A 24,407-nucleotide genomic window follows, 5' to 3' on the forward strand; every position below is an offset into this window, starting at 1 on the left:
TTGGGCGAGGACGACCACTCGACGGGCTCGGTCCGTGAATCTCTCGAACATTGTGACTCCTTGGTTCGCACGGGGCGAATGCGCCGACACCGGGGTCCGGCCGTGCGCCTTGTACATCGAGAGTAACGACCACGCGCGCACGGTATGCCCGTGTTCGCCGTGGGCATACCGCCGGCGGTGTTCCTGAACGGATGCTGGGGATGCAGGTTGACATACATATCGATAGTCGTTACTTTAACGAGAGTCGATAACAACGATATTCGATAAGGAGTGGGACTCATGAAGCTGGGAACGCGAAAAGCGCCGACCCTCACCGAGGGGGTGGTCCTCGGGCTGATCGCGACCGGCGCGATCAGCATCGCGATCGCCGCCTTGACCTCGATCATTCAGACCGCGTTCGCGGTGTTCGGCGACGAGGTCTCGGTGCGGATGCCGGTGACCGGCGGGCCGGTGAGCGACCTCGAGGGTGTGCCCGGGATCACTGCGGCCTCGTACGCGTCGGCGGACGTGTCATTCTCAGCCGTCCCGCTCGCGACGCGCTGGCTGTTGCTGCTCGAAGGAGCGTTGCCCGCGACCGCGACCATCGGCGTCTGTCTCGTCGCCTGGTGGTTGGGCGTCTCGCTGATCCGATCCCACCCCTTCCGGCGCTCGATGTCGCGGGCCATCGGCGTCGTCGCGTGCGTCGTGGTCGCAGGAGGCCTGTTCGGCCAGCTCGCGGGTGCCATGGGACGTGCCGTGCTGGTGGAGCACCTGGCGTCGACTGCTCCCGACATCACGGAGACCTTCTGGACGCTGCTCGTCCAACTCGACCTCGCTCCTGTCGGCTGGGGCTTCGCTCTGGCGCTCATCGCCGGCGCTTTCGAAATGGGTGAACGAATGCAGCGTGAGACGGAAGGACTGGTGTGATGACTCGCGATCCTCAGGTGCAGGCCAAGCGCGACAGGGCGGACCTCATGACGGCAGTGGTGGTGGCGGCACTCGCCGTCGCCGCGCTCGTCTACGACAGCGTCGCGCGGATCTCAGCGCTGTTCGCGACGCCGGGCGCGATCACCGTCGCGGCTCCGTTCGATGCGCAGACCGTCACGGTCGACGTGGGTGGTGGCAGCACAACCGCGATGATCACCTCGGGAACGCTGGTCGTCGAGGACGTGAGCGTCATCAGCGTCGTCAGCCTCGTCGCCGCGATCGTGACCGGGTCTGCGGGCCTCATCGCCGCGGCCGTGCTGGCGTCAGCCGTCTGCCGACGGCTGCTGCGTGGTCACATCTTCGACAGGATCAACGTGATCCTGACGTTCTGGGTCTCGCTCTCGCTGCTCATCGGCTCGCTCGGAGCGGTGTGGTTCCAGAACATGGGGCTCAACGGCGTGCTGGCCGCGACTGGTGGCGAGTTCGACGGCCAGGCAGAGCTGATGCTCCAGGCAGTTCCATTCTTCGTGGCCGCCATGGCCGCGGGCGTACTCGTCATCGTCTTCCGCCGCGGCGCCGAGCTGCAGCGCGACGCGGAAGGGCTCGTGTGATGTCGAGTTGCGAGCGGCGCCGCACTGGGGGTCGCATCCTGTCGGGGAGGATCGCATGAGTCCTGCGAATGAAGAGGAGTTCACCGGCATCCACTGCCGACTCGACGAACTGCTCACGGCGCGGGGCATGACGCTCACCGAGCTCAGCGCGCGGGTCGGAGTGAGCATCGTCAACCTGTCGGTGCTGAAAAACGATCGGGCCAGAGCGATCCGGTACTCGACCCTGCGGGCGATCTGCGACGCCCTGGATTGCGAGGTCGGCGAGCTGCTGGTGCTGGCCGACCGCTGAATCCGGCTCGACCACGGTCGAAGTGCGCAAACGGCTTCATCCTGGCGGGTATCGAGCCGTTTGCGAACTTGAACGGTGGCGGTGAAATCGAATCAGCCTTGACTTATATAAGTAGCAGCTGAAACACTTCTATCATGCACGCGCTCGACGTCCTCGGAGATCCGGTCCGCCGGCGCATCCTCGAGGTCCTCGCGGACGGCGAGACTTCCGCCGGCGCACTCGGCTCAGTCATCCAGGATGAGTTCGGCATCAGCCAGCCGGCCGTCTCGCAGCACCTGCGCGTCCTGCGAGAGCAGGCGTTCGCGACAGTGCGCGCCGACGGCGCTCGGCGACTGTATGCCGTCGATCCGCGCGGCGTGCGGGAAGCCGGGGCATGGCTCACGCCGTTCGAGCGGTTCTGGCGCGGTCCACTCGCCGCCCTCGACACCGAGCTCGCGCGCGGCCGCAGCGCCCGTGGTCGAGCCGAGCGATCCGAAGTCGGTGGTCAGGAGAGTCCTGCCCACGGAGAGGAATGATCATGGTCGACATCAAGGCCCAGCTCGACTCGGTCTCTCGAGAGCTGCGAGAGTCCGATCTCGACGGACAGCCCTCGTACGTGCAGACCATCGCGCAGGAGTACCCCTCCGCGATCGACGACGTCTGGCAGGCGGTGACCGCCCCTGACCGGATCGGGCGATGGTTCCTTCCCGTTTCGGGCGACCTTCGGCTCGGCGGCCGGTATCAGCTCGAAGGCAACGCCGGCGGGAAGATCCTGGAATGCGCACCGCCGTCCGCGGATGGCGCTTCCTACCGTGTGACGTGGGAGTACGGCGGCGGCACGACGTGGGTCGCCGTGCGACTGGCCGCCCTCGGCGAGAGTCGCACCCGTCTCGAGATCGAGCACACCGCACGCTCCGCCGATGTGCCGCCCGGGATGTGGGAGACCTTCGGCCCCGGGGCGGCGGGCGTCGGGTGGGACCAGGGTCTGCTCGGGCTTGCTCTGCACCTCGGCGCAGTCGCGGGCTCGATCTCGCGCGCGGATGCCGAAGCGTGGCAACTGTCGGACGAGGGTCAGGCGTTCAGCCGCGGCGCAGCAGACGGCTGGGCTGAGGCCCATGTCGCCGCGGGCGCGGACCCGGCCGTCGCAGCCGCCGCCGCAGATGCGACCTTCAAGGCGTACACGGGCCAGGAGTGAGGCGCCGCCACCTCTCAGCTCGGCCGCCAGGTGAACAGCCTGATGGTGCACACCTGAAGGAATCCGAGCGACTCATACAGGCGCCGTCCCGCAGCAGATGAGGTGAGGACGGCGTGCTGCGCGCCACGATCGCGAGCGATCAGCATCGCCGCCTGCGTGAGGACGGCGCCGATCCCCTGTCGCCGGGCCTCGGGCACGGTCGAGATGAAATAGAGTCCGGCGACGCCGGACGAGAAGAAGACTGTGGCTGTTCCGACGACGCTTCCCTCACGCCGTGCGAGCAGATGCCGGAAGTCGGGATGATCGAGCCCGAGGCGGTCGAACACGGTGCCGACCCACTCTGCCTCGCGCGGCCCTTCCCCGAACCCACTGCCGAGCGCCTCCACCCACTCACTGAGCGCCCGCGCGTCATGCACCACTTCGACGTTCACATCTGAGACCGGGTGCTCTACCACCTGGTCCAGCGACGCGACCATGCCGGGCTCCTCGCCGTCGGGGGAGAAACCGGCGGCCCCCAGCCGCGCCGGCAGATCGAGCGGCCGCATTGACGGGCCGACGTGCCAGGTGCCGGGGAGGCCGGCTCTGTCGAGCAGATCCCGGCTCTCGGCGATGGCAGAATCGGCGCCGTCGGCCGTGAGGTGGGCGGCGACGACGGCGTTGTGATAGTCGACGGGCGAGCCGCCGAGGCTCCACGCGACGGCATCCTCGCGCCGGTGACCGCCGCCGGCTGTCCCCATCCGCAACAGCAGGTCCGCGGCGTTCTGCTCGACGGCGCGCGCCAGAGCGGGTTCGTCGATGTCGGCGGGTGTGATCATGTGGTTCTCCTCAGCGAGCCAAATCACGGGCCAGCGTATAGGGTGCGACTTCTCGAGATCGCACGTGCCCCGATCAGGCGATCGTGTGAACACTCAGGGAACATGGGCAATCCTGCCCATGCGAACCGTCCTATGAACGCGCTGTGGGCCGATACCGTGGAGATATGACGAACATCCACCGGAACCGGCGCCCGAGCGCGCGCCTTCTCATGGCGCTGCCCATCGCAGCCCTCGCGCTCTCGCTTGCGGCCTGCGCCGGCATCGGCGCATCGCAGCGGCCGACCCAGGAGGAACTCGCCGACGGTATGGCGAAGATCTGGGAGCAGAACGAGGCCACCGCCGGTCAGTTCACCGACGAGCAGAACGACTGCCTCGCCGAAGCACTCATCGAGTCCGACGTCTCCGACCAGGACCTGACCAACCTCGCCAACGGCGAGGACAGGCAGACGAGCGTCGAGGCACGCGACCTCGTGTCCAAGACGATCGGTGACGCCGTGAAGACCTGCGTCACCGAGTGACGCCACGTTCCTGAGCGGGCCTTTCAAGGATGACGGATGCCGACGGCATCCGTCATCCTTTGTCATATCACCCCTGGGAATGAATCAGGGCTCCTAACGTTGGGACTCATGGCGCGCACCCGGCGCGCATCGACTTGGAGTCCCATGAGCACCACTGCACGCGCCCAGAAGGCGCCAGACACCCGAGGGCCCGCCCGGAAGCTGCTGACCTCGTTCGGCTTCCAGATTCTGGCCGCCCTCGTCCTCGGCATCGCCGCCGGCCTCATCGGCCGCCAGCTCGGCGCCACCGCAGAGAACCCGAACGGACTGTCGACGACCCTCGACACGATCGGCAGCTCCTACGTGACGCTCTTGCGCGCCGCCGTCGTGCCCCTGATCTTCACCGCGATCGTCGCCAGCATCTCCAACCTCCGCAGGGTTCAGAACGCCGCCCGCCTCGCGGGGCAGACATTGCTGTGGTTCGCGATCACCGCGTTCATCGCCGTCACCATCGCGATCGTGCTGGGTCTGGTGATCCAGCCCGGTGCGCGTGCCGGTGAAGGCCTCGAGCCCGGTGAACCGTACACGGTGGGCACGTGGTGGAACTTCCTGCTGGGGCTGATCCCGCAGAACTTCCTCGGGATCGGCGTGAGCAGCTCGTTCGACGCCGAGGCGGGTGCGGTGTCGTCGAGCATCAACTTCAACATCCTCCAGGTGATCGTCGTCGCCGCCGTCGTCGGCATCGCGGCGCTCAAGGCTGGTAAGAAGGCCGAGCCGTTCCTCGTCTTCACCGAATCCCTGCTGAAGGTCATCCAGCGCGTGCTGTGGTGGATCATCCGCATCGCCCCCATCGGCACGTTCGGTCTCATCGGCGCCGCCGTCATCAAGTACGGCTGGGACAAGCTGACATCACTCGCCTGGTTCGCCGCAGCGATCTACATCGGCCTCGCACTGGTGCTGTTCGTCGTCTACCCGATTCTGGTCAAGACCCACGGACTGTCGATCAAGCAGTACTTCTCGGGAGTCTGGCCCGCCGTGCAGCTGGCCTTCGTCAGCCGTTCCTCGATCGGCACCCTGCCGCTCACCGAGCGCGTGACCGAACGCAACCTCGGCGTGCCCCGCTCGTACGCCTCGTTCGCCGTGCCGTTCGGTGCGACCACGAAGATGGACGGCTGCGCTGCGATCTACCCGGCCATCGCCGCAATCTTCGTCGCGCAGTTCTTCGGCATCGAGCTCAACATCGTGCAGTACCTCCTCATCGTGCTCGTCTCGGTGGTCGGCTCCGCCGCCACGGCGGGCACGACCGGCGCGACGGTCATGCTGACGCTGACACTGTCGACGCTCGGTCTGCCGCTCGAGGGTGTCGGCCTGCTGCTCGCGATCGACCCGATCCTCGACATGGGTCGCACCGCGGTCAACGTCGCCGGTCAGGCTCTCGTGCCGACGATCGTCGCGAAGCGCGAGGGCATCCTCGACGAGGAGCTCTACAACGCGCCGCGTGAGGGCCTGCCCTTCGCCGACGACTCCGCCGACGAGACTCCGGAGGAGCCGGTGGCGGATGCCGTCAACGATAAGGATCCCGAGCCCGTCGGCGCGCGCTGACCCGCTTTCTCCGAACGCGCAGAGCGCCTCGTCCTCACAGGGCGGGGCGCTCTGTCGTGCGCGCTACGATCTGTCGCCGAGCGAGATACCAGTTTGTGCGTGAGACACCACTTCGCGCGTGGTGACATCACTTCTCGCGTCGTGTCTCACGCAGCGAGACGTGTTTCACGCGGAGAGTGGTTTCTCACGGCGGCGCAGCGTCCGCACGCGGGAGATGTGAGAAACCCGTTCCCGCAGAAACACCAGACTCTGCGCTAGACATCACGTCTCGCGTGCGGTCTCACGCAGCAAGTGCGGTCTCACGCAGCAAGTGCGGTCTCACGCAGCAAGTGCGGTCTCACGCAGCAAGTGCTGTCTCACGCAGCAGGTGGCGTCTCACGCAGCAAGTGGGTTCTCACGCAGCAAGTGGGGTCGCACGCAGCAGAGCGAGGACTCCGGAGACGATGGCCCCGTGCACCCGCGTCAGCGATGCGAGGCGCGGAGCAGTTCGATGACCTCGGAGTCGTCGACCTGGCGGAAGTCGATGTAGTGCATACCGACCGCCATGAACCCCGACGGCACGCGCAGGCAGACGACCTCGTCGGCGGCATCCTGCAGGCCCGCGAGAGAATCCGGCGCCGCGACGGGCACTGCCAACATCACCCGCGCAGCACCCCGGGCCCTCGCGATCGCGCAGCCGGCCTTCGCGGTCGCGCCGGTTGCGACCCCGTCGTCGACGATGACGGCGGTTCGCCCACGCAGCTCCGCGGCGGGGCGTCCCTCACGAAAGCGCGCGACGCGCCGCTCGACCTCCGCGCTTTCACGCAGCCGGGCGCGTTCGACCACATCCGCCGACACCAAGCCCGCGGATACCACCTCCGGGTTGAGCACGGTGGTCGCGCCCTCCCCGACCGCACCCATCGCATACTCCTCGTGCCCGGGATATCCGAGCTTGCGGACCACCAGTATGTCCAGGGGAGCCGCGAGCAGCTGCGCCACCTCGGCGGCGACCGGAACCCCGCCCCGCGGCAGCCCCAGCACGACCGGATCGGCAGGCGAGCGCTCCAACACACGCGCAGCCAGCATCCGCCCCGCATCCCGACGATCTCTGAACCGCTCCACGGTCGCCTCCGTTCCCACCTCCGGAGTACTCCCCGAGAACGTCCGCGTCAATCCCGGTCCGCGCGGGCGCCGGACCTGTTGGCGCGTCCCTCGGCGAGTTCGTCGCGGAGGCCTGCGTTCTCGTCCTGCAGATCGAGCACGCGACGGATGCCGGCGATGTTGACGCCCTCATCGCGAAGGTCTGTCACGCGGCGGAGCCGCTCGATGTCGTCATCGCTGTAGCGCCGAGTGCCTCCTTCACTGCGCGATGGCGCCAGCAGTCCTTTCGCCTCGAACAGGCGAAGCGACGCCTCCGGCACTCCGCTCAGCTGCGCGGCGACGGCGATCCCGTAGACCGGAGTTCCTGAATTCTTTTCAGCCATCTGAGATCTTCCTTACACCGGTTGCATTCGGCTCCAACTTGTTCTATAACAAATCTATACCACGAGTTGCAGATAATCTGTAGCTCACCAGCAGACCCGTTCCGGGCAACACGAAAGGAGATCACTCATGTCACTGACCTTCGACCCGTTCAGCCAGCTGGACCGATTCGCGGCGAGCGTGCTGGACTCCGTTCGAGCGCCCCGACTGATGCCGGTCGACCTCTTCCGCGAGGGTGACCAGTACGTCCTCCACGCCGACCTTCCCGGCGTCGATCCGGGATCGATCGACGTCGACGTCGACGGTGGCCAGCTCTCGATCCGTGCCCAGCGCACGGCTGACACGCGCGAGGGCGTGCGTTGGCTCGCCCGTGAGCGCGGCGCCGGCTCGTTCCTGCGTCAGTTCACGCTCGGCGACGGGGTGGACGTCGACAGGATCAGCGCGTCGTACGACAGCGGCGTCCTCTCGGTGGTCATTCCGGTGAGCGAACGCGCCAAGCCGCGCAAGATCGCCGTCGAATCCACTCCGGAGCGCCAGGCCATCGACGCCTGATCGCGAAACACCGGCGGAGGTCGCCCACCCGGGCGGCCTCCGCTCCGACCTGAAAGGACACGAAGATGCCCATCTCCCCCTCGCTCGACTCGTTCCTGGCCGGCATGGAGTACCCCGCGACGAAAGACGACCTGCTCCGCGAAGCGGCACGCGACGGACTCTCCGCCGGCGACCGCTCCCGCCTCGAGACCCTCCCCGATCAGAGCTTCGGAGCGCGGTGGATCATCCGCTATCACCTCGCCCAGAACGCCCTCGCCGACGCGCTCTCGCCGCGCTCCCCCATCGCCGCCTGAGCGGCCGCAGCCGGAGGGAATGCCCGGGGCGGCGGCGCGGTTGGTGAAGGGGATGACTTCCACCTCGCTCTCCGTTCTCGACCTCGTCCCGGTCCGCTCCGGGCAGACCAGCACAGAGGCGGTGGCCGCATCCCTCGCTCTCGCCGAACGTGCGGACGCCCTCGGGTATCGCCGCTACTGGTTCGCCGAGCACCACAACATGCCCGCCGTCGCGTCGACCTCCCCGCCGGTGCTCATCGCCGCGGCATCCGCTCGCACGACCCGCGTGCGCCTGGGTTCGGGGGGCGTGATGCTTCCCAACCACGCCCCCCTCATCGTTGCGGAGCAGTTCGCGGCCCTCGAGGCCATAGCCCCCGGGCGGATCGACCTCGGCCTCGGTCGCGCGCCCGGCAGCGACCCGGTGATCACGCAGTTGCTGCGCGGGTCCGGCACCACGAGTGACGTCGAGCAGTTCCCTCGCCACGTGCAGGACATCGCGGTGCTGCTTTCTGGCGACGGCGCGACGGTGCAGTTCACCTCGGGTGGCGAGTACACGGTGCGAGCGACGCCGGCGGCGACCGGGGTACCGGAGGTCTGGCTGCTCGGCTCCAGCGACTACTCAGCGCAGCTCGCGGCATCGCTCGGGTTGCCCTACGTCTTCGCGAACCACTTCTCCGGCGAGGGGCTCGAGCGGGCTCTCGATCTCTACCGCAGCGGATTCCGAGCAAGCGAGACGCTCGCAGAGCCCCGCACATTCCTCACCGTCAACGCGGTCGCATCGCCCACGGCGAACGAGGCGGAAGCGCGTGCCCTGCCGCAGCTGCGGATGATGGCGCGGCTTCGGCTGAACAAGCCCCTCACCGCCCTCGAGACGGTGGAAGAGGCGATCGCGGCGAGCACGGCCGAGGCGGATGCCGCCACCGACCAGATCGTGCAGGCCGCCCGCTCGCGGTGGTTCGTCGGCACCGGCGAGTCGGTCGCCGCCGAGATCAGCGCGTTCGCTGCGCGATTCGGCGTCGACGAGGTCATGCTCTCGCCCGTCGCCGGAGCGTTCGACGCCGAGCCGATGGACTCGCCGTTCGGCCGCGCGCAGACTCTCGAGCTCGTCGCCGCCGCGCTCTGAGGCGCCCGTCCGTTGCCGTGTGCTCGAACCCATAGATGGAAAATGCTGCCACGACGGCCTGCGCAGCGGCACTTTCCATCTATGGCCGAATCGGAATGGGGGCGGAGGGCGCCGATTCGAAAGCGGAAGATCAGCGAGCGGCGACAGCGACGGCACGACGAATGCGGGCGATGATGGCGCCGGTGTCGCGCAGGTCGAGTTCGGTCAGCCGGATCACGGTCCACCCTCGATCCTCCAGGTCGCGTTGGCGCCGGATGTCGGTCCGCCACTGTCTCTTGTCGGTGCGGTGCCGATCGCCCTCGTACTCGATCGCGATCCGCAAGTCCGGGTAGGCGAGATCCACTCGCGCCAGCAGAGTCCCGCCCTCTCGCACCTCGTACTGGACGACCGGTTCGGGCAGCCCCGCACGGACGATCATGGGTCGCGTCTCGGTCTCTTTGGGTGACTCCACGCCTTCACGCGCTGAACACAGGGCAGCGCGGACGATCCCGCAGCCCGGGCACCGCGCCCAGGCAGCAAGCCGCTCCTCGATGTCGGCGCGGGAGGTTCGCGGTCGACCCGGTATCAGCCCTGGGTAGTTCGCTGCGTCCGTGATCATCGCGTCGATCATGATCGCTGCCTGCTCCACCGTGAGCGTTGCCGCACACGTGAACAGGGCGGCGACCGGATCCACGACCGGCACGCCAGCCGCATTCCACGTGGTCGCACGCTCCTCCGCCAGCCGTCGCCCTCGCACCCCCCGAGTGTTCGGGGGTGTCAGGTGATGCGGAACGACGATCTCCAGCGGCTCGACCCTCGTCCAAGGACGCGGATGCGGCAGGCCCCACAGTCTCGCGGCGGAGACTCCTCCGACGCGGTGATGCGGTTTCAGCCTCGGCACATAACAGGCGACGAGTTCATGGAAGGTCGTGGGTGCGCGATTCGCCCGCACCCCGTGGAACGGGCGATCGAGGTCGGCAGCGTCACGGCGCCCGCGACGGATGCCGGCCGCCGCTGCATCCCTCACGGCGAAGCGGGCGCCCAGAGCAGGCGGAAGTTCGATTCGGTGGCGCACCTGTAGATGCTCTGCGATCACTGCAACCGGTCACGGTGTGCATCCCAGCGGCCGTGCACAACACGCGCCGGTGATCTTCCGTGCAGGAAGAGTCGTGCGCCGGGGATGTGCACACTGCTCACAGATGGAAAACGCCGCTCTCAGAGCCCGCGGAGAGGCATTTTCCATCTCCCACCGGGGCAGCGGGGGCGCGGGCGAGGCAGCGGCGACCCGGCGGGTCAGGCCTCGGGTTCTCCGCTGAGGATGCCGCGCAGCCAGTCGCGCGCCTCGACGAAGATCTCGTCGGCGTAGCGTTCGGGATACTGGACGATCTGCCGGTCGGCCCGGGGATACGAGCCGAGGAAGACGACGCGCGGGCTGAACCGGCGGATGCCCAGGAGTGCGTCAGCCATCCGCTCGTGCTCGATGTGACCGTCGGCGTCGATGACGAAGCGATAGCGGCCGAGCTCGTCGCCGATCGGCCGTGACTCGATGAGTGACAGGTTGATGCCCCTGGTTGAGAACTGCTCGAGCATCTCGAGCAGAGAACCCGGGTGGTCGTGCGGCAGCTCGACGATCAGCGAGGTCTTGTCAGCACCGGTCGGCGCGGGCGGCGTGCCCACCCGCGTCACCAGCACGAACCGCGTGACGGCCTGGGCGTTGTCGCCGATCTCGGAGGCGAGCACATCGACGTCGTAGTGCCGCACGATTCCGGGCGGTGCGATCGCCGCCTGAGCCGGAAGCGTGCCGTCGAGCATGCCGATGACAGAGGCGACGTTGCTGGCCGCCGGCACGTGGGAGTGCGAGGGAAGGTGCTCGCCCAGCCACCCCTGGCACTGTGCGTAGGCCACCGGATGGGCGGCGATGACCTGCACGTCGTCGAGCGTCGTCCCGGGGGGCGCGACGAGCACGAAGTTCACCTTCACGAGATATTCGCCGACGATGCGGAGCCCGGGAAGCGTCGCGAGGGCGTCCTGCGTCGTGGAGACTCCGCCCTCGATGGAGTTCTCGATGGCGATCATCGCCGCGTCACTGCGCCCCTCGAGCACATCGGCGAACGCCTCGCCGACGTTGTGCACCGGGTGCCAGTTCTGACCCCGCGCCTCGGCCACCTGCTCGAGCGCCGCCTCGGTGAACGTTCCGGCAGGGCCGAGGTAGCTGTAGGTGCGGCGTTCAGTCACGGCGTTCAGCCTATCCCTCGGAACGTCGGCAGACGTGCGCGTGTCAAGGCGGATGCGAACGTACGACACAGCGGGCAGACTGAGAGCATGACGAGCCGCGCCGGCCTCCCCGCCGAGGAACATGACCTGATCGACGTCGACGAGCTGATCGCCGCCTACTACGACCGCGTGCCGAACCCCGAGGTCGCCGCCGAACGGGTCGTCTTCGGCACCAGCGGACACCGCGGCTCGTCGCTGTCGAACAGCTTCAACGAGACCCACATCCTCGCCACCACGCAGGCGATCGTCGACTACCGGTCCTCGCAGGGCATCACCGGCCCGCTCTTCCTCGGCCGCGACACCCACGCCCTGTCGCTTCCCGCCGAGCGCAGCGCGATCGAGGTGCTCGTCGCGAACGGTGTCGATGTGCGCGTCGACTCCCGAGACTCCTGGGTGCCGACCCCGGCGCTCAGCCATGCCATCCTCACCCACAATCAGCGCACCGACACCGCGACCACGGGCCAGGCCGACGGCATCGTCGTCACTCCGAGCCACAACCCGCCGCGTGACGGCGGCTTCAAGTACAACCCCCCGCACGGCGGTCCGGCCGACACCGACGCCACCGGCTGGATCGCCGACCGGGCCAACGCCCTGATCGCCGCGGGGCTCGAGGGCGTGCAGCGCACCCGGTACGCCGACATCGACGCCGAGCGCATCGGCGAGTACGACTTCCGCGATGTATACGTTCGCGACCTCCCGTCGATCATCGACGTCGATGCCATCCGCCGTGCGGGCGTCCGGATCGGTGCCGACCCGCTCGGCGGGGCATCGGTGGAGTACTGGGCGCTGATCGCCGAGATGCACGAACTCGAACTCACCGTGGTGAATCCCGAGGTCGACCCCACCTGGCGCTTCATGACGCTGGACTGGGACGAGAAGATCCGCATGGATCCGTCGTCTCCCTCTGCCATGGCATCGCTGGTGGCGAAGAGGGGCGACTACGACGTGCTCACCGGCAACGATGCGGATGCCGATCGGCATGGCGTCGTCACCCCGGATGCCGGCCTGATGAACCCGAACCACTACCTCGCCGTCGCGATCGACTACCTGTTCTCGCACCGCTCGCAGTGGCCACGGGACGCCGCGATCGGCAAGACACTGGTCTCGTCGATGATCATCGACCGCGTCGCGGAGTCACTCGGCCGCCGCCTGCTTGAGGTGCCCGTCGGCTTCAAGTGGTTCGTCCCCGGGCTGCTCGACGGCTCGGTCGCGTTCGGCGGCGAAGAGTCGGCCGGAGCGTCATTCCTGCGGATGGACGGCTCGGCATGGTCGACCGACAAGGACGGCATCCTGCTCTGCCTGCTCGCAGCCGAGATCATCGCCGTCACCGGCAAGACGCCGTCGGAGCGCTATGCGGAGCTCGAGCAGGCCTTCGGCTCCTCCGCGTACCAGCGCGTCGATGCCGCAGCGACGCCCGAGCAGAAGGCCGCCCTCGGAAAGCTGACCCCCGACGCGGTGACCGCGACGACGCTCGCCGGAGAGCCGATCACAGCGAAGCTGTCGCACGCACCCGGAAACGGCGCGGCGATCGGCGGACTGAAGGTTCAGACCGAGCACGCCTGGTTCGCCGCCCGGCCGTCCGGCACCGAAGACGTCTACAAGCTCTACGGTGAGAGCCTGCGCGGCGCCGAGCATCTCGCTCAGGTGCAGGAGGAAGCCCGCGCCGTCGTGTCGGAGGCGCTGGGCGGCTGACACCTCGGGCGATGCCCGTCCCCGAGTGCGGGACTCGGGGCGCGAGCCTCGTGCTCAGGATGCCGGTGCGAGGGCGGAAAGGTACGCCAGAGCGGCCGCGGAGGTTCGTGCTCGAGCCCGCACCACCGCTGACATTGCGGCGGTGCTCAGGATGCCGCGGCGCAGGCAAGCATCGCACCGGCGTCGCGCAGCCAGCGCGCCGGCTCGGCACGCGCCGCACCCGCCGACCCGGCGACGTCGGTGAGGGAGACGGATGCCGCGAACAGCGTCGTGTCGCCATCCGCGGTGATCCGCCCTGCTGCGAGCATCGCGGGCACGCCTGCCGCCGATGCCAGCCCCGCGACGTACGAGGGAACCTTGCCGTCGCCGGACTGCCCGTCGTAGGAGCCTTCGCCCGTGACGACGACGTCGGCGTCGGCCACCGCCTCCGCCATGCCGATTAGCTGCGCGACCTCGACCGCGCCCGGCGCGAGGATCGCACCCCAGGCGAGGAGGGCCGCTCCTGAGCCGCCGGCTGCCCCCGCGCCGGGGTGCGACGCATCGAGACCGAGCAGCGTGGCGAGCCGCCCCAGGCCGGAGTCGACCACCGAGAGGTCGCCCGCGGCGAGACCCTTCTGCGGACCGAACACGGTCGCGGCACCCCGCGGCCCCGTGAGCGGATTGGTGACATCGGTGAGCACCCGTACGTCCGGAGCGGGTCGCAGGCCAGTGAGATCGACCGACGCGATGTCGACGAGTCCGCGCGCACCCCGTGCGACCGGCGCACCGGCGGCATCGAGGAACCGCGCGCCGAGAGAGGTGAGCAGCCCGGTTCCGCCATCCGTCGACGCGCTTGAGCCGATGCCGAGGATGAGCCGTGAGACGCCGTGATCGAGAGCGGCGGCGATGGCCTGCCCGAAACCGCTCGTGTCGGCATCCCACGGCCGCAGGTCCGTCAGCAGCTCGATTCCCGACGTCGAGGCGATGTCGATCACGGCCGTACCCGAGGGCGCATCCGCGGTCGCCGGAAGCAGCAACCACGACGTGTCCACAGGGGTGCCGGCCGGGCCGTCGACGGTGACCGGCATCCGCACAGCCCCGGCCACGGCGGCCTCGAACGCAGTGACGGTCCCCTCGCCTCCGTCGGCCATCGGTCGCAGCACGAACTCCGCTCGGGAGTCGACCGACGCCCACCCCGCGGCGAGCGCCGTCGCCGCATCGGCGGCCGTGATCGTCCCCTTGAAACTGTCCGGTGCCAGGACGACCTTCGTCGGCATCCTCGCCACACCCGACGTCACGGCGCCACTCGCGGCGTGCTTTCGCGCACCACGACATCGAGCGGGAGCGGCATCGGGCTCCAATCGGGGTCGACGGTAGCGCGGAAAGCCTGGTAGCCGACATCTGCCAGTGGCACGTGCACCGTCGTCAGCGCCGGCGTGACGTCGAGGCTCGACGGAACGTCGTCGAAGCCGCACACGGCGATGTCGGATCCGATGTCGCGCCCGGCAGCACGGATCGCGGTCATCGCACCGATCGCGACGACGTCGCTGATCGCGAACACGAGAGTGCGCCGTTCGATGCCGTCGGCGAGTGCCGCAGCCATCGTCTCTTCGCCGGACTCTCGCCGGAAACCGCCCCGGTGCACGCGCTGCAGCACGCCACCCCCCGCCTCGAAGCCGCGCTGGAAGCCCTCGAGTCGGGAATCCGAGGTGCGCACACCCTCGGCCGCGGCCAGGGCGATCGCCGACCGGTAGCCGAGGTCAGCCATCCGTCGTCCGAGCGCCTCCGCACCGGAAGCGTTGTCGATCTCGACGTTGCGCTCGCCCGACCGGCCGTCGCCGAGCGTGACGACCCGCACGCCCAGACGCGCGAACTCGGCCAACTCGTGACGCGACTCCTGCTCCGTGGGCTCATCCGTGCGGGATGCGGCGAGGATGAGTCCCTGCGGGCGCTGGCCGCGCAGCGCCCGCACGATCCTGGCCTCTCGTGCCGCGTCGCGCTCGGTGATGGCGATCGTTACGATGAGGCCCTGCTCATCCGCGCCGCGGGCGACGCCCGACGCGATGAGACCGAAATACGGGTCGGCGATGTCCGCGACGAGAAGCGCGATGACGGGCGAGGTGCCCCGAGCCGTCGCCTGAGCCGACACGTTGGGCGTGTACCCCAGTTCGGCCGCAGCCTGCTCGACGCGTTCGCGGAATGAATCGGCGACCTTGCGCTCGGAACCGTTGAGCACGCGGGATGCCGTCGCGAGTGACACTCCTGCCGAACGGGCGACGTCCTCCAGGGTGGGTGCGCTGGGTCGAGCGTCTCGCACACGGGTGCGGTAAGGGCTTTCCGAACCGGAGCCAGGGGTGTTCATGGACCCGAGCCTAGCGGGAGCGCATCGGGCACTTGGCACCGGGGCCCGGCTCGTTCACGTTCACCCGCGTACGCCGCCGACGCGACGGGTTGATCACTGGCGGATACCCAGACGGTACCGTATGGATATGGCTCGAGACGGCGGTTCCAAGCTCGGGCGCGACGACTGGGCGCGTGCGGGTTTCGAGATGTTCACCGAGTCCGGGCTGGACGCGGTCGCCGTGGAGCGGGTCGCTTTACGGATCGGGGCCACCAAAGGCAGCTTCTACTGGCATTTCCGCGACCGTCGCGAACTCGTGGATGCCGTTCTCGAGCGCTGGCTGGCCGAGACGGAGGAGATCATCGACGGCGTCGCCGCCATCGACGATCCGCGCGCGAGACTGCGGATCCTCTTCGAGCGAGTTCTCGCGCAGGTGCCCCATGACCGGGGTGAACTCGACCTCATCCATCGCACCGGCGACCCGGTGGTCATGAAAGCACTGGAGCGCGTCAGCGCCCGCCGGATCGCATTCGTGAGCGAGGCATTCGTCGGAGCCGGGTTCACGCCCGACGCCGCGCGCCACCGCGCCGTGCAGACGTACGCGATGTGGCTCGGTCTGGTGCAGCTGGAGGTCGCCCTTCCGAGTCTGCTGCACACCTCCCCCGAAGACGCCGCGAGATTCGCCGCTTCGACGGTCGAGCTTCTCGACGATCTTCTCCCCGGAGACTACAGACCGAGGGGATGACAGGTCTGGCCGTGCTCCATACGGCGGTGTATGGTGGTCTCCATACGCAGCCGTACGGAAGGATCCACCGTGATCGAGAACGTGCACGAACGCCACATTGCCGCCACGCCCGACGAAGTCTGGGCGGTACTGCATGATCTCGATCTGCTCTATCCACCGAGCAGCGGCAGTTTCCGACTGCCCGAGGGTCTGCACCCGGGCGCCCCCGTCATCCACGACGGCACGAGATACCGGATCGCCGAGGTCGTAGCCGGTCGCCGTCTGTGGTTCGATGTCGGCCGCTCGATGAGCGACGGACACGGCTTCGAGTTGATTCCGCACGACGGCGGCACCCTCGTGCGGCACAGCATCACGGGGCACCTGAGCGGGTGGTTCGCGGTGCTGTGGCCGGTCATGATCCGGCGCCAGCACAACAGAGCCATGAGCGGAACACTCGACAACCTCAAGCGGGCCGTGGAGGGCCCTTCGGCCGACCTCCCCGCCGAGAACGCATTCTCCGGCACCCACGGAGCACGCGGGAGGGTGCGGCGATGGGTAGGAGGAGGGGAGGTCCCACCGGTCATGGCGGGACTTTCGACTCTCTCCGGGCACGACTACATCGACGCGTTCCGGCTCGACGTCAGCGCCGCCGACCGATGGACGGCCGAGAGCTGGGCGCGCGCGATGTTCGAAGATGACCGGCCGGTGGCCGCCCGAGCCGTGACGCGAGGCTTACTCGGAGCGATGTTGAGCAGGACGGCACCGCAGGGACGAGTCGGCGGGTTCACCGTCGTCCATGCGTCTTCAGACACGCTGCGCGGTGAGGCCCATTCGACCCTCACCACCGATCAGGTGACGGTGCATGTCGGTGCGGACGAGGTGACGCTGGTGACAGCGGTGCGATTCCACCGCGCCGTGGCGGGACCGATGTGGGCAACGCTGTCTCATCTGCATCGGAGGTTCGCGCCGCAGATTCTGCGATACGCCGCCGCGCAACTCGAACGGAGCTCGCGCCCCGTCGATCAGCGGCGGCCGTGAGAGGTTGCAGAAACGCCACTCACCGCCCGGTCGCACGATCGAGGAACGGATGCAGGACCAGAATCCGCTTTCCGGCCCCGCATCCGTGCATCCGTCGTGCAGGTCGCGCCCACGTCGTGTCGGCAGCCGTGGTCAGGGCAGATGCGGCGAGACCGCGGCGCCGAACGTCTCGGCGGTGCGTCGCACCACGTTCTCGGGCGCATCCGCCCAGATGTCTGCGTTGAAGATCTCGACCTCGATGTCGCGGTCGTAGCCGGTCGCGACGATCGCCCGGGTCAGCTCACCGAAATCGATCACCCCCTCACCGGTGTAGTGCCGCGACAACAGCACGTCGGCAGGCAACGGCGTCTTCCAGTCGCAGACCTGGTAGGTCGCGATCCGCCCCTCACGCCCGGCGCGGGCGATCTGATCCAGCACCTGCGGATCCCACCAGATGTGGAAGGTGTCGACGGCGGCGCCGACGACATGCGCCTCGAAGTCGGCGGCGATGTCGAGCGCCTGCCCGAGCGTCGAGACCACGGCGCGGTCGGAGGCGAACATCGGATGCAGCGGCTCGATCGCCAGCGTGACGCCGGCCGCCTTCGCGTCCGGCGCGAGCACTCCGATGGCGTCGCGCACGCGCTCCCTCGCACCGGCGAGGTCGCGCGATCCCGGGGGCAACCCGCCCGCCACCAGCACGAGCACGGCCGTCGAGCCCTCGGCGCCGGCGGCAGCGAGCGTGGCTGTCTCCTCGATCGCACGGCGATTGTCGTCGAGCGCGGCGTCGCGCTCCGCGCCGTCCGGCAGCGTGAAGAACCCGCCGCGGCAGTGCGTCGAGAAACGCAGACCCGAATCCGCCAGCATCCGCGCGGCGACATCGAGGCCCACCTCGTTTACCGGCTCGCGCCACAGGCCGATGGCCTGGATGCTGGCATCCGCCGTCACCTTCAGCGCGGTCTCGAGGTTCGCGTGCTTGATCGTCGCCTGATTGATCGACAGACGAGGGTCGGGAGCGCTCATGCGTCCACTCCGTTCAACCGCAGCATCGCATGCCAGCGCTCCTGCGCCAGCTCCGGGTTCTCCAGGGCGAGTGAGGCGTTCGCGAGTTCGACGATCCGGCTCAGATGCGGCAGGCTCCGCGCGGAGTGCAGGCCGCCGATCATCTGGAAGGCGGGCTGGTGCCCGTTCAGCCAGGCGAGGAAGGCGACGCCGGTCTTGTAATAGAACGTCGGGGCGGCGAACACCTGTCGGCTGAGCTCTTCGGTGGGTCCGAGGATGCGCAGGTACGCCTCGGCATCGCCGGCATCCAGCGCCTGGATCGCTGCCGAGGCGACGGGCGCGATCGCGGCGAACGCACCGAGCAGCGCGTCGGAGTGACTCTCGCCCTGCCCGACGGTGTCGCCGCCGATGAGTCCGACGTAGTTGAAGTCGTCGCCCGTGAACATGCGCACATGCTCCGGCAGGCGCTCGCGCACCGAGACCTCGGACTCCGCGTTCAGCAGGCTCATCTTCACCCCGGCGACCCTGTCGGGGTTCTCGCCGATGATCTCGAGCAGGACTGCGGATGCCGTCTGCCAGTCCTCCGCGCCGAAGTAACCGGCAAGCTCGGGGTCGAAAGCCGTGCCGAGCCAGTGCAGCACCACCGGGGTCGTGGCCGACGACAGCACCTCACGATAGACGCGTCGGTAGTCCTCGGCATCCGTCGCCACCCGGGCAAGATGACGCGACGCCATCAGCACCGGGCCGGCACCCTGTTCCTCGGTGTAGTACAGCTGCTCTTTGTACGCGTCGATCACCTCATCGAGCGAGATGCGTTCCTCGAGCACGTGGTCGGTGTTCACGCCCACCACGACCGAGCCGCCCTCTTCGCGCGCGACCTCGGCGCTGCGGGCGATGAGCTCGCGGGTCGCCGCCGCGTCGAGCCCCATGTTCCGCTGCGCGGTGTCCATGGCGTCGGCGACGCCGAGCCCCCAGGAGTACACGTTGCGGCGGAAGGCGAGTGTCGAATCCCAGTCGATGTCGGCCGGGCGGCCGGGTGTGTTGTCGGCGTGCGCCTTCGGCACGACGTGCGCGGCAGCGTACGCGACGCGGCTTTCGAGCGGCGATGGCGGACGCGTGTATCCCCCGGAGGCGTTCAGCTCGGCATCCGACAGGGAACCGTCCGCGGCGAGGAGGGTCAGCCCTGTCATCAGAGCGACAGCTTCTCGATGGCGACCTTGCGGCCTTCTGCGCTCGAGGTCAGCCCGGCTTCGGCGAACTGCACACCCTTGGCACCGGCGAGGAGGTCGAACGGATAGTCCGTGCCCAGCACGTAGGACTCGAGATACTCCTCCCACTGCTGGCGGAAACCGTTGAGGAAGACGTCGTTCGTCGGCACCTTCTGCCAGTCGGCGTCGTAGTCACGGGTGTCTTCCAGGTCGGGGTTCCAGACCGGCTTCGGTGTGGCGTTGCGCGGCTGGATCTTCGCGCCAAACAGGCCGACGACGGCCGAGCCGTGGGTGCCGTCGACCTGGAACTCGACGAGCTCGTCGCGGTTCACGCGGACGGTCCAGCTCGAGTTGATCGTGGCTGTGATGCCACCCTCGATCTCGAAGATGCCGTACGCGGCATCTTCCGCCGTCGCGGTGTACTTCTCACCCTTTTCATCCCAGCGCTCGGGGATGTGGGTCGCCGCCTGGGCGTAGACGCTCTTGACCTCGCCGAAGAGGTTCTCCAGCACGTAGTTCCAGTGCGGGAACATGTCGCTGATGATGCCGCCGCCGTCTTCGGTGCGGTAGTTCCAGCTCGGGCGCTGCGCCGGCTGCCAGTCACCCTCGAACACCCAGTACCCGAACTCGCCGCGGACCGAGAGGATGCGACCGAAGAAGCCCGAGTCGATGAGGCGCTTGAGCTTCTGAAGGCCCGGGAGGTAGAGCTTGTCGTGCACGACGCCGGTCTTGACGCCGGCGCTCTGCGCGAGGCGAGCGAGCTCGAGCGCCTCGTCGAGCGTCTCGGCCGTCGGCTTCTCGGTGTAGATCGCCTTGCCAGCGGCGATGGCCTTGCGGATCGCGGAGGCGCGGGCCTTCGTCACCAGGAAGTCGGCGTAGATCTCCCAGGCAGGATCCGCGAGGGCAGCGTCGAGGTCAGTGGTCCAATCCTCGATCCCGTGCTTCGCGGCGAGTTCTGCGAGCTTCTGCTCACTGCGGCCGACGAGGAGCGGCTTCACGGTGATGCGGGAACCGTCCGACAGCTCGATGCCCCCCTCTTCGCGGATCGCGAGGATCGAGCGCACCAGGTGCTGCCGGTATCCCATGCGCCCAGAGACGCCGTTCATGATGATCCCGATCTCGCGGGTCGTCGTCTGTGACATTGATGGTCCGTTCTCTGCGGTGTGGATGCTGTCGGTGCCCGGCCCGGCGCGGTCGCTCCGAGCGGGTAAGCGCTTTCCGTCAGCATGCCATGTCTGCCGGGGGCCGCGCAACTGTGGTGTTCTCGAACGCCGGGCTCAGGCGCTCATCTGCATGTCGCGCTGGTGATGACGCGGGAGAGATTGTCTTCCTCGCCGGCACGCGCGGCGATCCTAGGGGCGGGCCGCCCGCTCGGCACGAGGTTCAGCGCGCGCTGTCGCGTTCGATCAGCGTCGTCGGGCGCTGTCGCGTTCGATCAGCAAGGTCGGGATGACCGTGGCGCCCGGTGTCTCGGTCGACCCCTCGATGTCGGCCACCAGTGCCTCGACCGCACGGCCGGCGAGGGCCGTGAAGTCCTGACGGATCGTGGTCAGCGGCGGGCGGTAGTTCGCGGCATCCGGCACGTCGTCGAACCCGATCACGCTCACATCCTCGGGCACCCTTCGACCGTCGTCGGCGAGGGCCCGCAGCAGCCCGAGCGCCATCTGGTCGTTGGCGCAGAAGACCGCGGTGGCCGTGGCGAGCGCGGCCGCAGCGCCGTGGCCGGCTTCGGCGCTCCAGTCGCCCCGCACCACCGGGGGCGCGTCGGTCCCGGCGGCAGCGAGGGTCTCCCGCCAGCCGCGCTCGCGTTCGGTCGCGGCGAAGGAATCGGCAGGGCCGGCGAGATGGTGAACGGTCGGATGCCCGAGCTCCAGCAGGTGCGTCGTAGCGGCTGCCGCTCCCCCGGCGTGATCGCTGTGCACGGCGGTGAAGCCGGCGGAGGTCGGTGCGTCGACCACGACGAGCCGAAGGCCGGTCGGACGCGCATCGGCCGACACCTGCGCCGACGCCTCGTTCAGGACGATCGCGCCGTCGACCTCCTGCTCGGCGAGCCGATCGAACGCCGCAGCCACGCCACCGGATGCGGTGATGAGCGTCAGCGCATAGCCGCGTTCGGCGGCCGCCTCGGCCGTGGCCTGCAGCATCCGGGAGTTGCCGACGGTCACGAGGGTCGTGACGACGAGCCCGATCGTGCGCGACCGGCCGGTGCGCAGTGCCCGTGCTGCACGATGCGGCCGGTAGCCGAGGTCTCGCATGGCCCGTTCGACGCGTTCCCTGGTGGCCGGATCGACGCGAGGGCTGTCGTTGACGACCCGCGACACGGTCTGCCCCGAAACTCCGGCGCGCTGCGCGACCTGCGCCATCGACACTCGAGTCGACGCCGGGCGGTGATGCGGGCGGCGGGGCGGCATCAGGTCGCCGAGGTCGTCGTCGGTCACCGGCATCCTCCGTTCACATTTCAGGAGTGTTGACGTTATCATGGGCGGTGACCTACCATGTTTACGTGAACACGGATGTTTCTCCTGAATTGCGCACGCAGCAGCTCGGCGCCGGTGTCGTTCGGCGTGCCACGCGGCTCGCCGACGGCCGGGATCTGATCTACTACGACGACCCCGACACGACGCTCGGCCCCGACCGGGCCGTCGACGCACGCGCGCTCGACGCCCGCGCCGACACCGCGACGATGCGCCAGGACGTGCTCACCGGCGACTGGATCACGGTGGCCGCGAACCGTCAGAACCGGGTGATGATGCCCGGCGCCGATGCCGACCCGCTCGCGCCGCAGACGCCGACCAACCCGTCCGAGGTGCCGTCGCGCTACGACGTCGCGGTCTTCGAGAACCGCTCCCCTGCCTTCGGCCCCGCCCTCGCCGAGGCGCTGGGCACCGCTCCCGCTGCCAAGGACGCACCGCGGGGCCTCGACGATCTCGCAGCTCTCGGCCTGGGCCGCACCCGCACGAGCGTCGGCCGCTGCGAGGTCGTCTGCTTCAGTCCAGAGCATTCCGGCTCGTTCGGCACCCAGTCCGTCACCCGCGCGCGCACCGTCATCGAGGCGTGGGCGGATCGCACGGCCGCCCTGTCGCAGCTTCCCGGCGTCGAGCAGATCTTCCCGTTCGAGAACCGCGGCGAGGCGATCGGCGTGACCCTCCCGCATCCGCACGGTCAGATCTACGCGTATCCCTACGTCACCCCGCGCACCACTCGCCTGCTCGACAGCATCGACCGCACCGCCCCCGATCTGTTCCAGCGCATCCTCGAGTTCGAGCAGACCTCGGAGCGGGTCGTGTTCCGGGGTGAGCACTGGACCGCGTTCGTGCCCTTCGCCGCACGCTGGCCGCTGGAGGTGCATCTCATGCCCCATCGTCACATCGCGGATTTCGCCGAGACGACCGACGCCGAGCGCGACGAACTCGCGCCACTCTACCTGCGCCTGCTGCGCGGAGTCGACGCCCTCTACGAGACGCCGACGCCCTACATCGCCGCGTGGCACCAGGCGCCCGTGCACGTCGGGCGCGACTCGGTGCGCCTGCACCTGCAGCTGACCAGCCCTCGGCGCGCCGCCGACAAGCTGAAGTTCCTCGCCGGCTCCGAGGCGGCGATGTGGGCGTGGACGGCCGAGATCCCGCCGGAGCAGTCCGCCGTGCGTCTTCGGGATGCGATCGCCACCGTCGGCGAGGTGATCGCGTGAGCGCGGGTCACATCGACGGACCGCGTGCCGCGACGCAGGATGCCGCCCGCGCCCTGTTCGCGGATCTCACCGGGCGCGCGCCGGACGGCGTGTGGTCGGCACCGGGACGGGTGAACCTGATCGGCGAGCACACCGACTACAACGAGGGCTTCGTGCTGCCCTTCGCAATCCCGCACCGCACGTTCGCCGCGGTCGGGACTCGGAAGGACGACCGGGTGCGGGTCGCATCGACCTTCGCCGATTCGGCCGTCGAGGTGTCGCTCGACGAACTCGGGTCGCTCTTCCCGACCGCTGCGGGCAGCGCGCCGTCGGTGCCCGAGTGGGCCGCCTATCCGCTCGGAGTCGCCTGGGCGCTTCAGCGAAGCGGCACCGCAGGTCGCGGTGTCGACATCGCGATCGCCTCCGATGTCCCCGTCGGCGCCGGACTCTCCTCCTCGGCCGCGATCGAGAGCGCGACGGCATCCGCTCTCGACGACCTCTGGGATGCGGGCCTTGACCGCACCGCTCTCGCCCGCATCGGCCGGAGTGCCGAGAACGAGGCAGTGGGCGCACCCACCGGGATCATGGACCAGATGGCGTCGATGCGCGGCGAGGTCGATGCCGCCATCTTCCTAGACTGCCGCACGCTCGAAGCCCAGCTGGTTCCCGTCGGCATCGCCGAGGCCGGCCTCGCCATCCTCGTGATCGACACCCGTGTCGAGCACGCGCACTCGACCGGAGGCTACGGCGAGCGCCGTGCGTCCTGCGAACGCGGGGCGGCGATCATGGGCGTCCCGAGCCTCCGCGACGTGTCGGTCGACGACCTCGAGCGCGCCTCGACACTCATGGACGACGTCACCTTCCGCCGTGTCCGGCACGTCGTCACCGAGAACCAGCGAGTCCTCGACACCGTCCGCGTGCTGCGCGAGGACGGGGCGCGCGCGATCGGCGATCTGCTCGTGGCGTCGCATGCCTCGATGCGCGATGACTTCGAGATCTCGGTGCCCGAACTCGACACCGCCGTCGAGGCGGCGCTCGCTGCCGGAGCGATCGGCGCGCGCATGACCGGCGGCGGCTTCGGCGGGGCTGCCATCGCCCTGATCGAGCAGGAGGCGGTGGCCGCGGTCTCGGATGCGGTGACGGCGGCCTTCGCAGCATCCGATTTCACCGAACCCCACCTCTTCACGGTGACTCCGTCGGCGGGCGCCCGCCGCGACGCCTGAAA

26 protein-coding genes are annotated in these 24,407 nt (G+C 68.9%); 15 read left to right on the forward strand and 11 right to left on the reverse strand.

Features of this window, described 5'->3' with window-relative positions:
* Positions 1-279: 279 nt before the first annotated feature.
* From RIN18_RS10270 to RIN18_RS10290, 5 genes are all read left to right on the forward strand, one after another.
* Positions 280-906: a hypothetical protein gene (locus tag RIN18_RS10270; protein ID WP_309103874.1), complete on the forward strand. Its 627-nt coding sequence runs from the start codon at positions 280-282 to the stop codon at positions 904-906.
* On the forward strand, positions 906-1,517 hold the full coding sequence (locus RIN18_RS10275; RefSeq protein WP_309103875.1) for a hypothetical protein: 612 nt from the start codon (positions 906-908) through the stop codon (positions 1,515-1,517). The genes RIN18_RS10270 and RIN18_RS10275 overlap by 1 nt, the downstream gene beginning before the upstream one ends.
* Positions 1,518-1,572: 55 nt before the next feature.
* Positions 1,573-1,806: a helix-turn-helix domain-containing protein gene (locus RIN18_RS10280; protein WP_309103876.1), complete on the forward strand. Its 234-nt coding sequence runs from the start codon at positions 1,573-1,575 to the stop codon at positions 1,804-1,806.
* Positions 1,807-1,940: 134 nt separating this feature from the next.
* On the forward strand, positions 1,941-2,321 hold the full coding sequence (locus RIN18_RS10285) for a metalloregulator ArsR/SmtB family transcription factor (protein ID WP_309103877.1): 381 nt from the start codon (positions 1,941-1,943) through the stop codon (positions 2,319-2,321).
* A gap of 2 nt (positions 2,322-2,323) precedes the next feature.
* Complete coding sequence (locus RIN18_RS10290; RefSeq protein WP_309103878.1) at positions 2,324-2,980, forward strand: SRPBCC domain-containing protein; 657 nt, start codon at positions 2,324-2,326, stop codon at positions 2,978-2,980.
* Between the two features lie 14 nt (positions 2,981-2,994).
* Here RIN18_RS10290 and RIN18_RS10295 read toward each other — a convergent pair whose 3' ends face one another.
* Entirely contained in the window at positions 2,995-3,795 is an 801-nt protein-coding gene (locus RIN18_RS10295; protein ID WP_309103879.1) for a GNAT family N-acetyltransferase, read from the reverse strand.
* Between the two features lie 164 nt (positions 3,796-3,959).
* Between RIN18_RS10295 and RIN18_RS10300 the strand changes: the two genes are divergently transcribed.
* Together RIN18_RS10300 and RIN18_RS10305 are read left to right on the forward strand one after the other, a co-directional pair.
* A complete protein-coding gene (locus RIN18_RS10300; RefSeq protein ID WP_309103880.1) occupies positions 3,960-4,313 on the forward strand; it encodes a hypothetical protein in 354 nt (117 codons plus the stop codon).
* 144 nt (positions 4,314-4,457) lie between these two features.
* Complete coding sequence (locus RIN18_RS10305; protein WP_309103881.1) at positions 4,458-5,894, forward strand: dicarboxylate/amino acid:cation symporter; 1,437 nt, start codon at positions 4,458-4,460, stop codon at positions 5,892-5,894.
* A gap of 462 nt (positions 5,895-6,356) precedes the next feature.
* Here the strand turns inward: RIN18_RS10305 and RIN18_RS10310 are convergent, their stop codons facing one another.
* Positions 6,357-6,959: a phosphoribosyltransferase family protein gene (locus RIN18_RS10310; RefSeq protein ID WP_309103882.1), complete on the reverse strand. Its 603-nt coding sequence runs from the start codon at positions 6,957-6,959 to the stop codon at positions 6,357-6,359.
* Between the two features lie 83 nt (positions 6,960-7,042).
* Positions 7,043-7,357 carry a MerR family transcriptional regulator gene (locus tag RIN18_RS10315; protein ID WP_309103883.1) on the reverse strand — a complete coding sequence of 105 codons (315 nt, stop codon included), beginning with the start codon at positions 7,355-7,357 and terminating at the stop codon, positions 7,043-7,045.
* A 127-nt stretch (positions 7,358-7,484) separates the two neighbouring features.
* Here RIN18_RS10315 and RIN18_RS10320 point away from each other — a divergent pair, with 127 nt between their 5' ends.
* From RIN18_RS10320 to RIN18_RS10330, 3 genes are all read left to right on the forward strand, one after another.
* Positions 7,485-7,907: an Hsp20/alpha crystallin family protein gene (locus RIN18_RS10320; RefSeq protein ID WP_309103884.1), complete on the forward strand. Its 423-nt coding sequence runs from the start codon at positions 7,485-7,487 to the stop codon at positions 7,905-7,907.
* Between the two features lie 65 nt (positions 7,908-7,972).
* The gene (locus RIN18_RS10325; RefSeq protein ID WP_309103885.1) at positions 7,973-8,200 is read left to right on the forward strand and encodes a DUF2795 domain-containing protein; all 228 of its coding nucleotides are present in this window, start codon (positions 7,973-7,975) and stop codon (positions 8,198-8,200) included.
* Between the two features lie 52 nt (positions 8,201-8,252).
* Entirely contained in the window at positions 8,253-9,302 is a 1,050-nt protein-coding gene (locus RIN18_RS10330; protein WP_309103886.1) for an LLM class flavin-dependent oxidoreductase, read from the forward strand.
* A 130-nt stretch (positions 9,303-9,432) separates the two neighbouring features.
* Here RIN18_RS10330 and RIN18_RS10335 read toward each other — a convergent pair whose 3' ends face one another.
* Positions 9,433-10,356: a hypothetical protein gene (locus tag RIN18_RS10335; protein WP_309103887.1), complete on the reverse strand. Its 924-nt coding sequence runs from the start codon at positions 10,354-10,356 to the stop codon at positions 9,433-9,435.
* Between the two features lie 218 nt (positions 10,357-10,574).
* Positions 10,575-11,525 carry a prephenate dehydratase gene (gene pheA, locus RIN18_RS10340; RefSeq protein ID WP_309103950.1) on the reverse strand — a complete coding sequence of 317 codons (951 nt, stop codon included), beginning with the start codon at positions 11,523-11,525 and terminating at the stop codon, positions 10,575-10,577.
* A gap of 78 nt (positions 11,526-11,603) precedes the next feature.
* Between pheA and pgm the strand changes: the two genes are divergently transcribed.
* Entirely contained in the window at positions 11,604-13,247 is a 1,644-nt protein-coding gene (gene pgm / locus RIN18_RS10345; RefSeq protein ID WP_309103888.1) for a phosphoglucomutase (alpha-D-glucose-1,6-bisphosphate-dependent), read from the forward strand.
* Positions 13,248-13,393: 146 nt separating this feature from the next.
* Here the strand turns inward: pgm and RIN18_RS10350 are convergent, their stop codons facing one another.
* Both RIN18_RS10350 and RIN18_RS10355 read right to left on the reverse strand, forming a co-directional pair.
* Positions 13,394-14,503, reverse strand: coding sequence for a glycerate kinase (locus RIN18_RS10350; RefSeq protein WP_309103951.1), 1,110 nt, complete (start codon positions 14,501-14,503; stop codon positions 13,394-13,396).
* Positions 14,504-14,520: 17 nt separating this feature from the next.
* Positions 14,521-15,588, reverse strand: coding sequence for a LacI family DNA-binding transcriptional regulator (locus RIN18_RS10355; RefSeq protein ID WP_309103889.1), 1,068 nt, complete (start codon positions 15,586-15,588; stop codon positions 14,521-14,523).
* 127 nt (positions 15,589-15,715) lie between these two features.
* Here RIN18_RS10355 and RIN18_RS10360 point away from each other — a divergent pair, with 127 nt between their 5' ends.
* The gene (locus tag RIN18_RS10360) at positions 15,716-16,312 is read left to right on the forward strand and encodes a TetR/AcrR family transcriptional regulator (protein WP_309103890.1); all 597 of its coding nucleotides are present in this window, start codon (positions 15,716-15,718) and stop codon (positions 16,310-16,312) included.
* A gap of 69 nt (positions 16,313-16,381) precedes the next feature.
* The gene (locus RIN18_RS10365; RefSeq protein WP_309103891.1) at positions 16,382-17,329 is read left to right on the forward strand and encodes an SRPBCC family protein; all 948 of its coding nucleotides are present in this window, start codon (positions 16,382-16,384) and stop codon (positions 17,327-17,329) included.
* Positions 17,330-17,461: 132 nt separating this feature from the next.
* Here the strand turns inward: RIN18_RS10365 and RIN18_RS10370 are convergent, their stop codons facing one another.
* The 4 genes from RIN18_RS10370 to RIN18_RS10385 all read right to left on the reverse strand — a co-directional run bounded on the left by RIN18_RS10370 (position 17,462) and on the right by RIN18_RS10385 (position 21,878).
* Positions 17,462-18,328: a sugar phosphate isomerase/epimerase family protein gene (locus tag RIN18_RS10370; protein WP_309103892.1), complete on the reverse strand. Its 867-nt coding sequence runs from the start codon at positions 18,326-18,328 to the stop codon at positions 17,462-17,464.
* Entirely contained in the window at positions 18,325-19,497 is a 1,173-nt protein-coding gene (locus RIN18_RS10375; RefSeq protein ID WP_309103893.1) for a dihydrodipicolinate synthase family protein, read from the reverse strand. Before RIN18_RS10375 ends, RIN18_RS10370 begins: the two co-directional genes overlap by 4 nt.
* Positions 19,497-20,657, reverse strand: coding sequence for a Gfo/Idh/MocA family oxidoreductase (locus RIN18_RS10380; protein WP_309103894.1), 1,161 nt, complete (start codon positions 20,655-20,657; stop codon positions 19,497-19,499). The genes RIN18_RS10375 and RIN18_RS10380 overlap by 1 nt, the downstream gene beginning before the upstream one ends.
* 264 nt (positions 20,658-20,921) lie before the next feature.
* A complete protein-coding gene (locus RIN18_RS10385; protein ID WP_309103952.1) occupies positions 20,922-21,878 on the reverse strand; it encodes a LacI family DNA-binding transcriptional regulator in 957 nt (318 codons plus the stop codon).
* 140 nt (positions 21,879-22,018) lie between these two features.
* Between RIN18_RS10385 and galT the strand changes: the two genes are divergently transcribed.
* Both galT and galK read left to right on the forward strand, forming a co-directional pair.
* Positions 22,019-23,203 (forward strand): galactose-1-phosphate uridylyltransferase, encoded by a 1,185-nt coding sequence (gene galT, locus RIN18_RS10390; protein WP_309103895.1) that lies wholly within the window; start codon positions 22,019-22,021, stop codon positions 23,201-23,203.
* Positions 23,200-24,405, forward strand: a complete 1,206-nt coding sequence (gene galK, locus RIN18_RS10395; protein ID WP_309103896.1) for a galactokinase — start codon at positions 23,200-23,202, stop codon at positions 24,403-24,405. Before galT ends, galK begins: the two co-directional genes overlap by 4 nt.
* Positions 24,406-24,407 lie beyond the last annotated feature (2 nt).

This window comes from Microbacterium sp. (assembly GCF_031179285.1).
Taxonomy (GTDB): Bacteria; Actinomycetota; Actinomycetes; order Actinomycetales; family Microbacteriaceae; genus Microbacterium.

Bases quoted from the DNA above. Each gene is read 5' to 3' on its own strand.
- RIN18_RS10280 (WP_309103876.1), top strand. From the start codon at position 1,573: ATGAGTCCTGCGAATGAAGAGGAGTTCACCGGCATCCACTGCCGACTC.
- RIN18_RS10370 (WP_309103892.1), bottom strand. From the start codon at position 18,328: ATGAGCGCTCCCGACCCTCGTCTGTCGATCAATCAGGCGACGATCAAG.
- RIN18_RS10300 (WP_309103880.1), top strand. From the start codon at position 3,960: ATGACGAACATCCACCGGAACCGGCGCCCGAGCGCGCGCCTTCTCATG.
- RIN18_RS10385 (WP_309103952.1), bottom strand. From the start codon at position 21,878: ATGGCGCAGGTCGCGCAGCGCGCCGGAGTTTCGGGGCAGACCGTGTCG.
- RIN18_RS10325 (WP_309103885.1), top strand. From the start codon at position 7,973: ATGCCCATCTCCCCCTCGCTCGACTCGTTCCTGGCCGGCATGGAGTAC.
- RIN18_RS10315 (WP_309103883.1), bottom strand. From the start codon at position 7,357: ATGGCTGAAAAGAATTCAGGAACTCCGGTCTACGGGATCGCCGTCGCC.
- RIN18_RS10275 (WP_309103875.1), top strand. From the start codon at position 906: ATGACTCGCGATCCTCAGGTGCAGGCCAAGCGCGACAGGGCGGACCTC.
- RIN18_RS10330 (WP_309103886.1), top strand. From the start codon at position 8,253: ATGACTTCCACCTCGCTCTCCGTTCTCGACCTCGTCCCGGTCCGCTCC.
- RIN18_RS10375 (WP_309103893.1), bottom strand. From the start codon at position 19,497: ATGACAGGGCTGACCCTCCTCGCCGCGGACGGTTCCCTGTCGGATGCC.
- RIN18_RS10320 (WP_309103884.1), top strand. From the start codon at position 7,485: ATGTCACTGACCTTCGACCCGTTCAGCCAGCTGGACCGATTCGCGGCG.
- RIN18_RS10285 (WP_309103877.1), top strand. From the start codon at position 1,941: ATGCACGCGCTCGACGTCCTCGGAGATCCGGTCCGCCGGCGCATCCTC.
- RIN18_RS10295 (WP_309103879.1), bottom strand. From the start codon at position 3,795: ATGATCACACCCGCCGACATCGACGAACCCGCTCTGGCGCGCGCCGTC.
- RIN18_RS10355 (WP_309103889.1), bottom strand. From the start codon at position 15,588: ATGAACACCCCTGGCTCCGGTTCGGAAAGCCCTTACCGCACCCGTGTG.
- RIN18_RS10350 (WP_309103951.1), bottom strand. From the start codon at position 14,503: ATGCCGACGAAGGTCGTCCTGGCACCGGACAGTTTCAAGGGGACGATC.
- RIN18_RS10310 (WP_309103882.1), bottom strand. From the start codon at position 6,959: ATGCTGGCTGCGCGTGTGTTGGAGCGCTCGCCTGCCGATCCGGTCGTG.
- RIN18_RS10305 (WP_309103881.1), top strand. From the start codon at position 4,458: ATGAGCACCACTGCACGCGCCCAGAAGGCGCCAGACACCCGAGGGCCC.
- RIN18_RS10290 (WP_309103878.1), top strand. From the start codon at position 2,324: ATGGTCGACATCAAGGCCCAGCTCGACTCGGTCTCTCGAGAGCTGCGA.
- pgm (WP_309103888.1), top strand. From the start codon at position 11,604: ATGACGAGCCGCGCCGGCCTCCCCGCCGAGGAACATGACCTGATCGAC.
- RIN18_RS10380 (WP_309103894.1), bottom strand. From the start codon at position 20,657: ATGTCACAGACGACGACCCGCGAGATCGGGATCATCATGAACGGCGTC.
- RIN18_RS10270 (WP_309103874.1), top strand. From the start codon at position 280: ATGAAGCTGGGAACGCGAAAAGCGCCGACCCTCACCGAGGGGGTGGTC.
- RIN18_RS10360 (WP_309103890.1), top strand. From the start codon at position 15,716: ATGGCTCGAGACGGCGGTTCCAAGCTCGGGCGCGACGACTGGGCGCGT.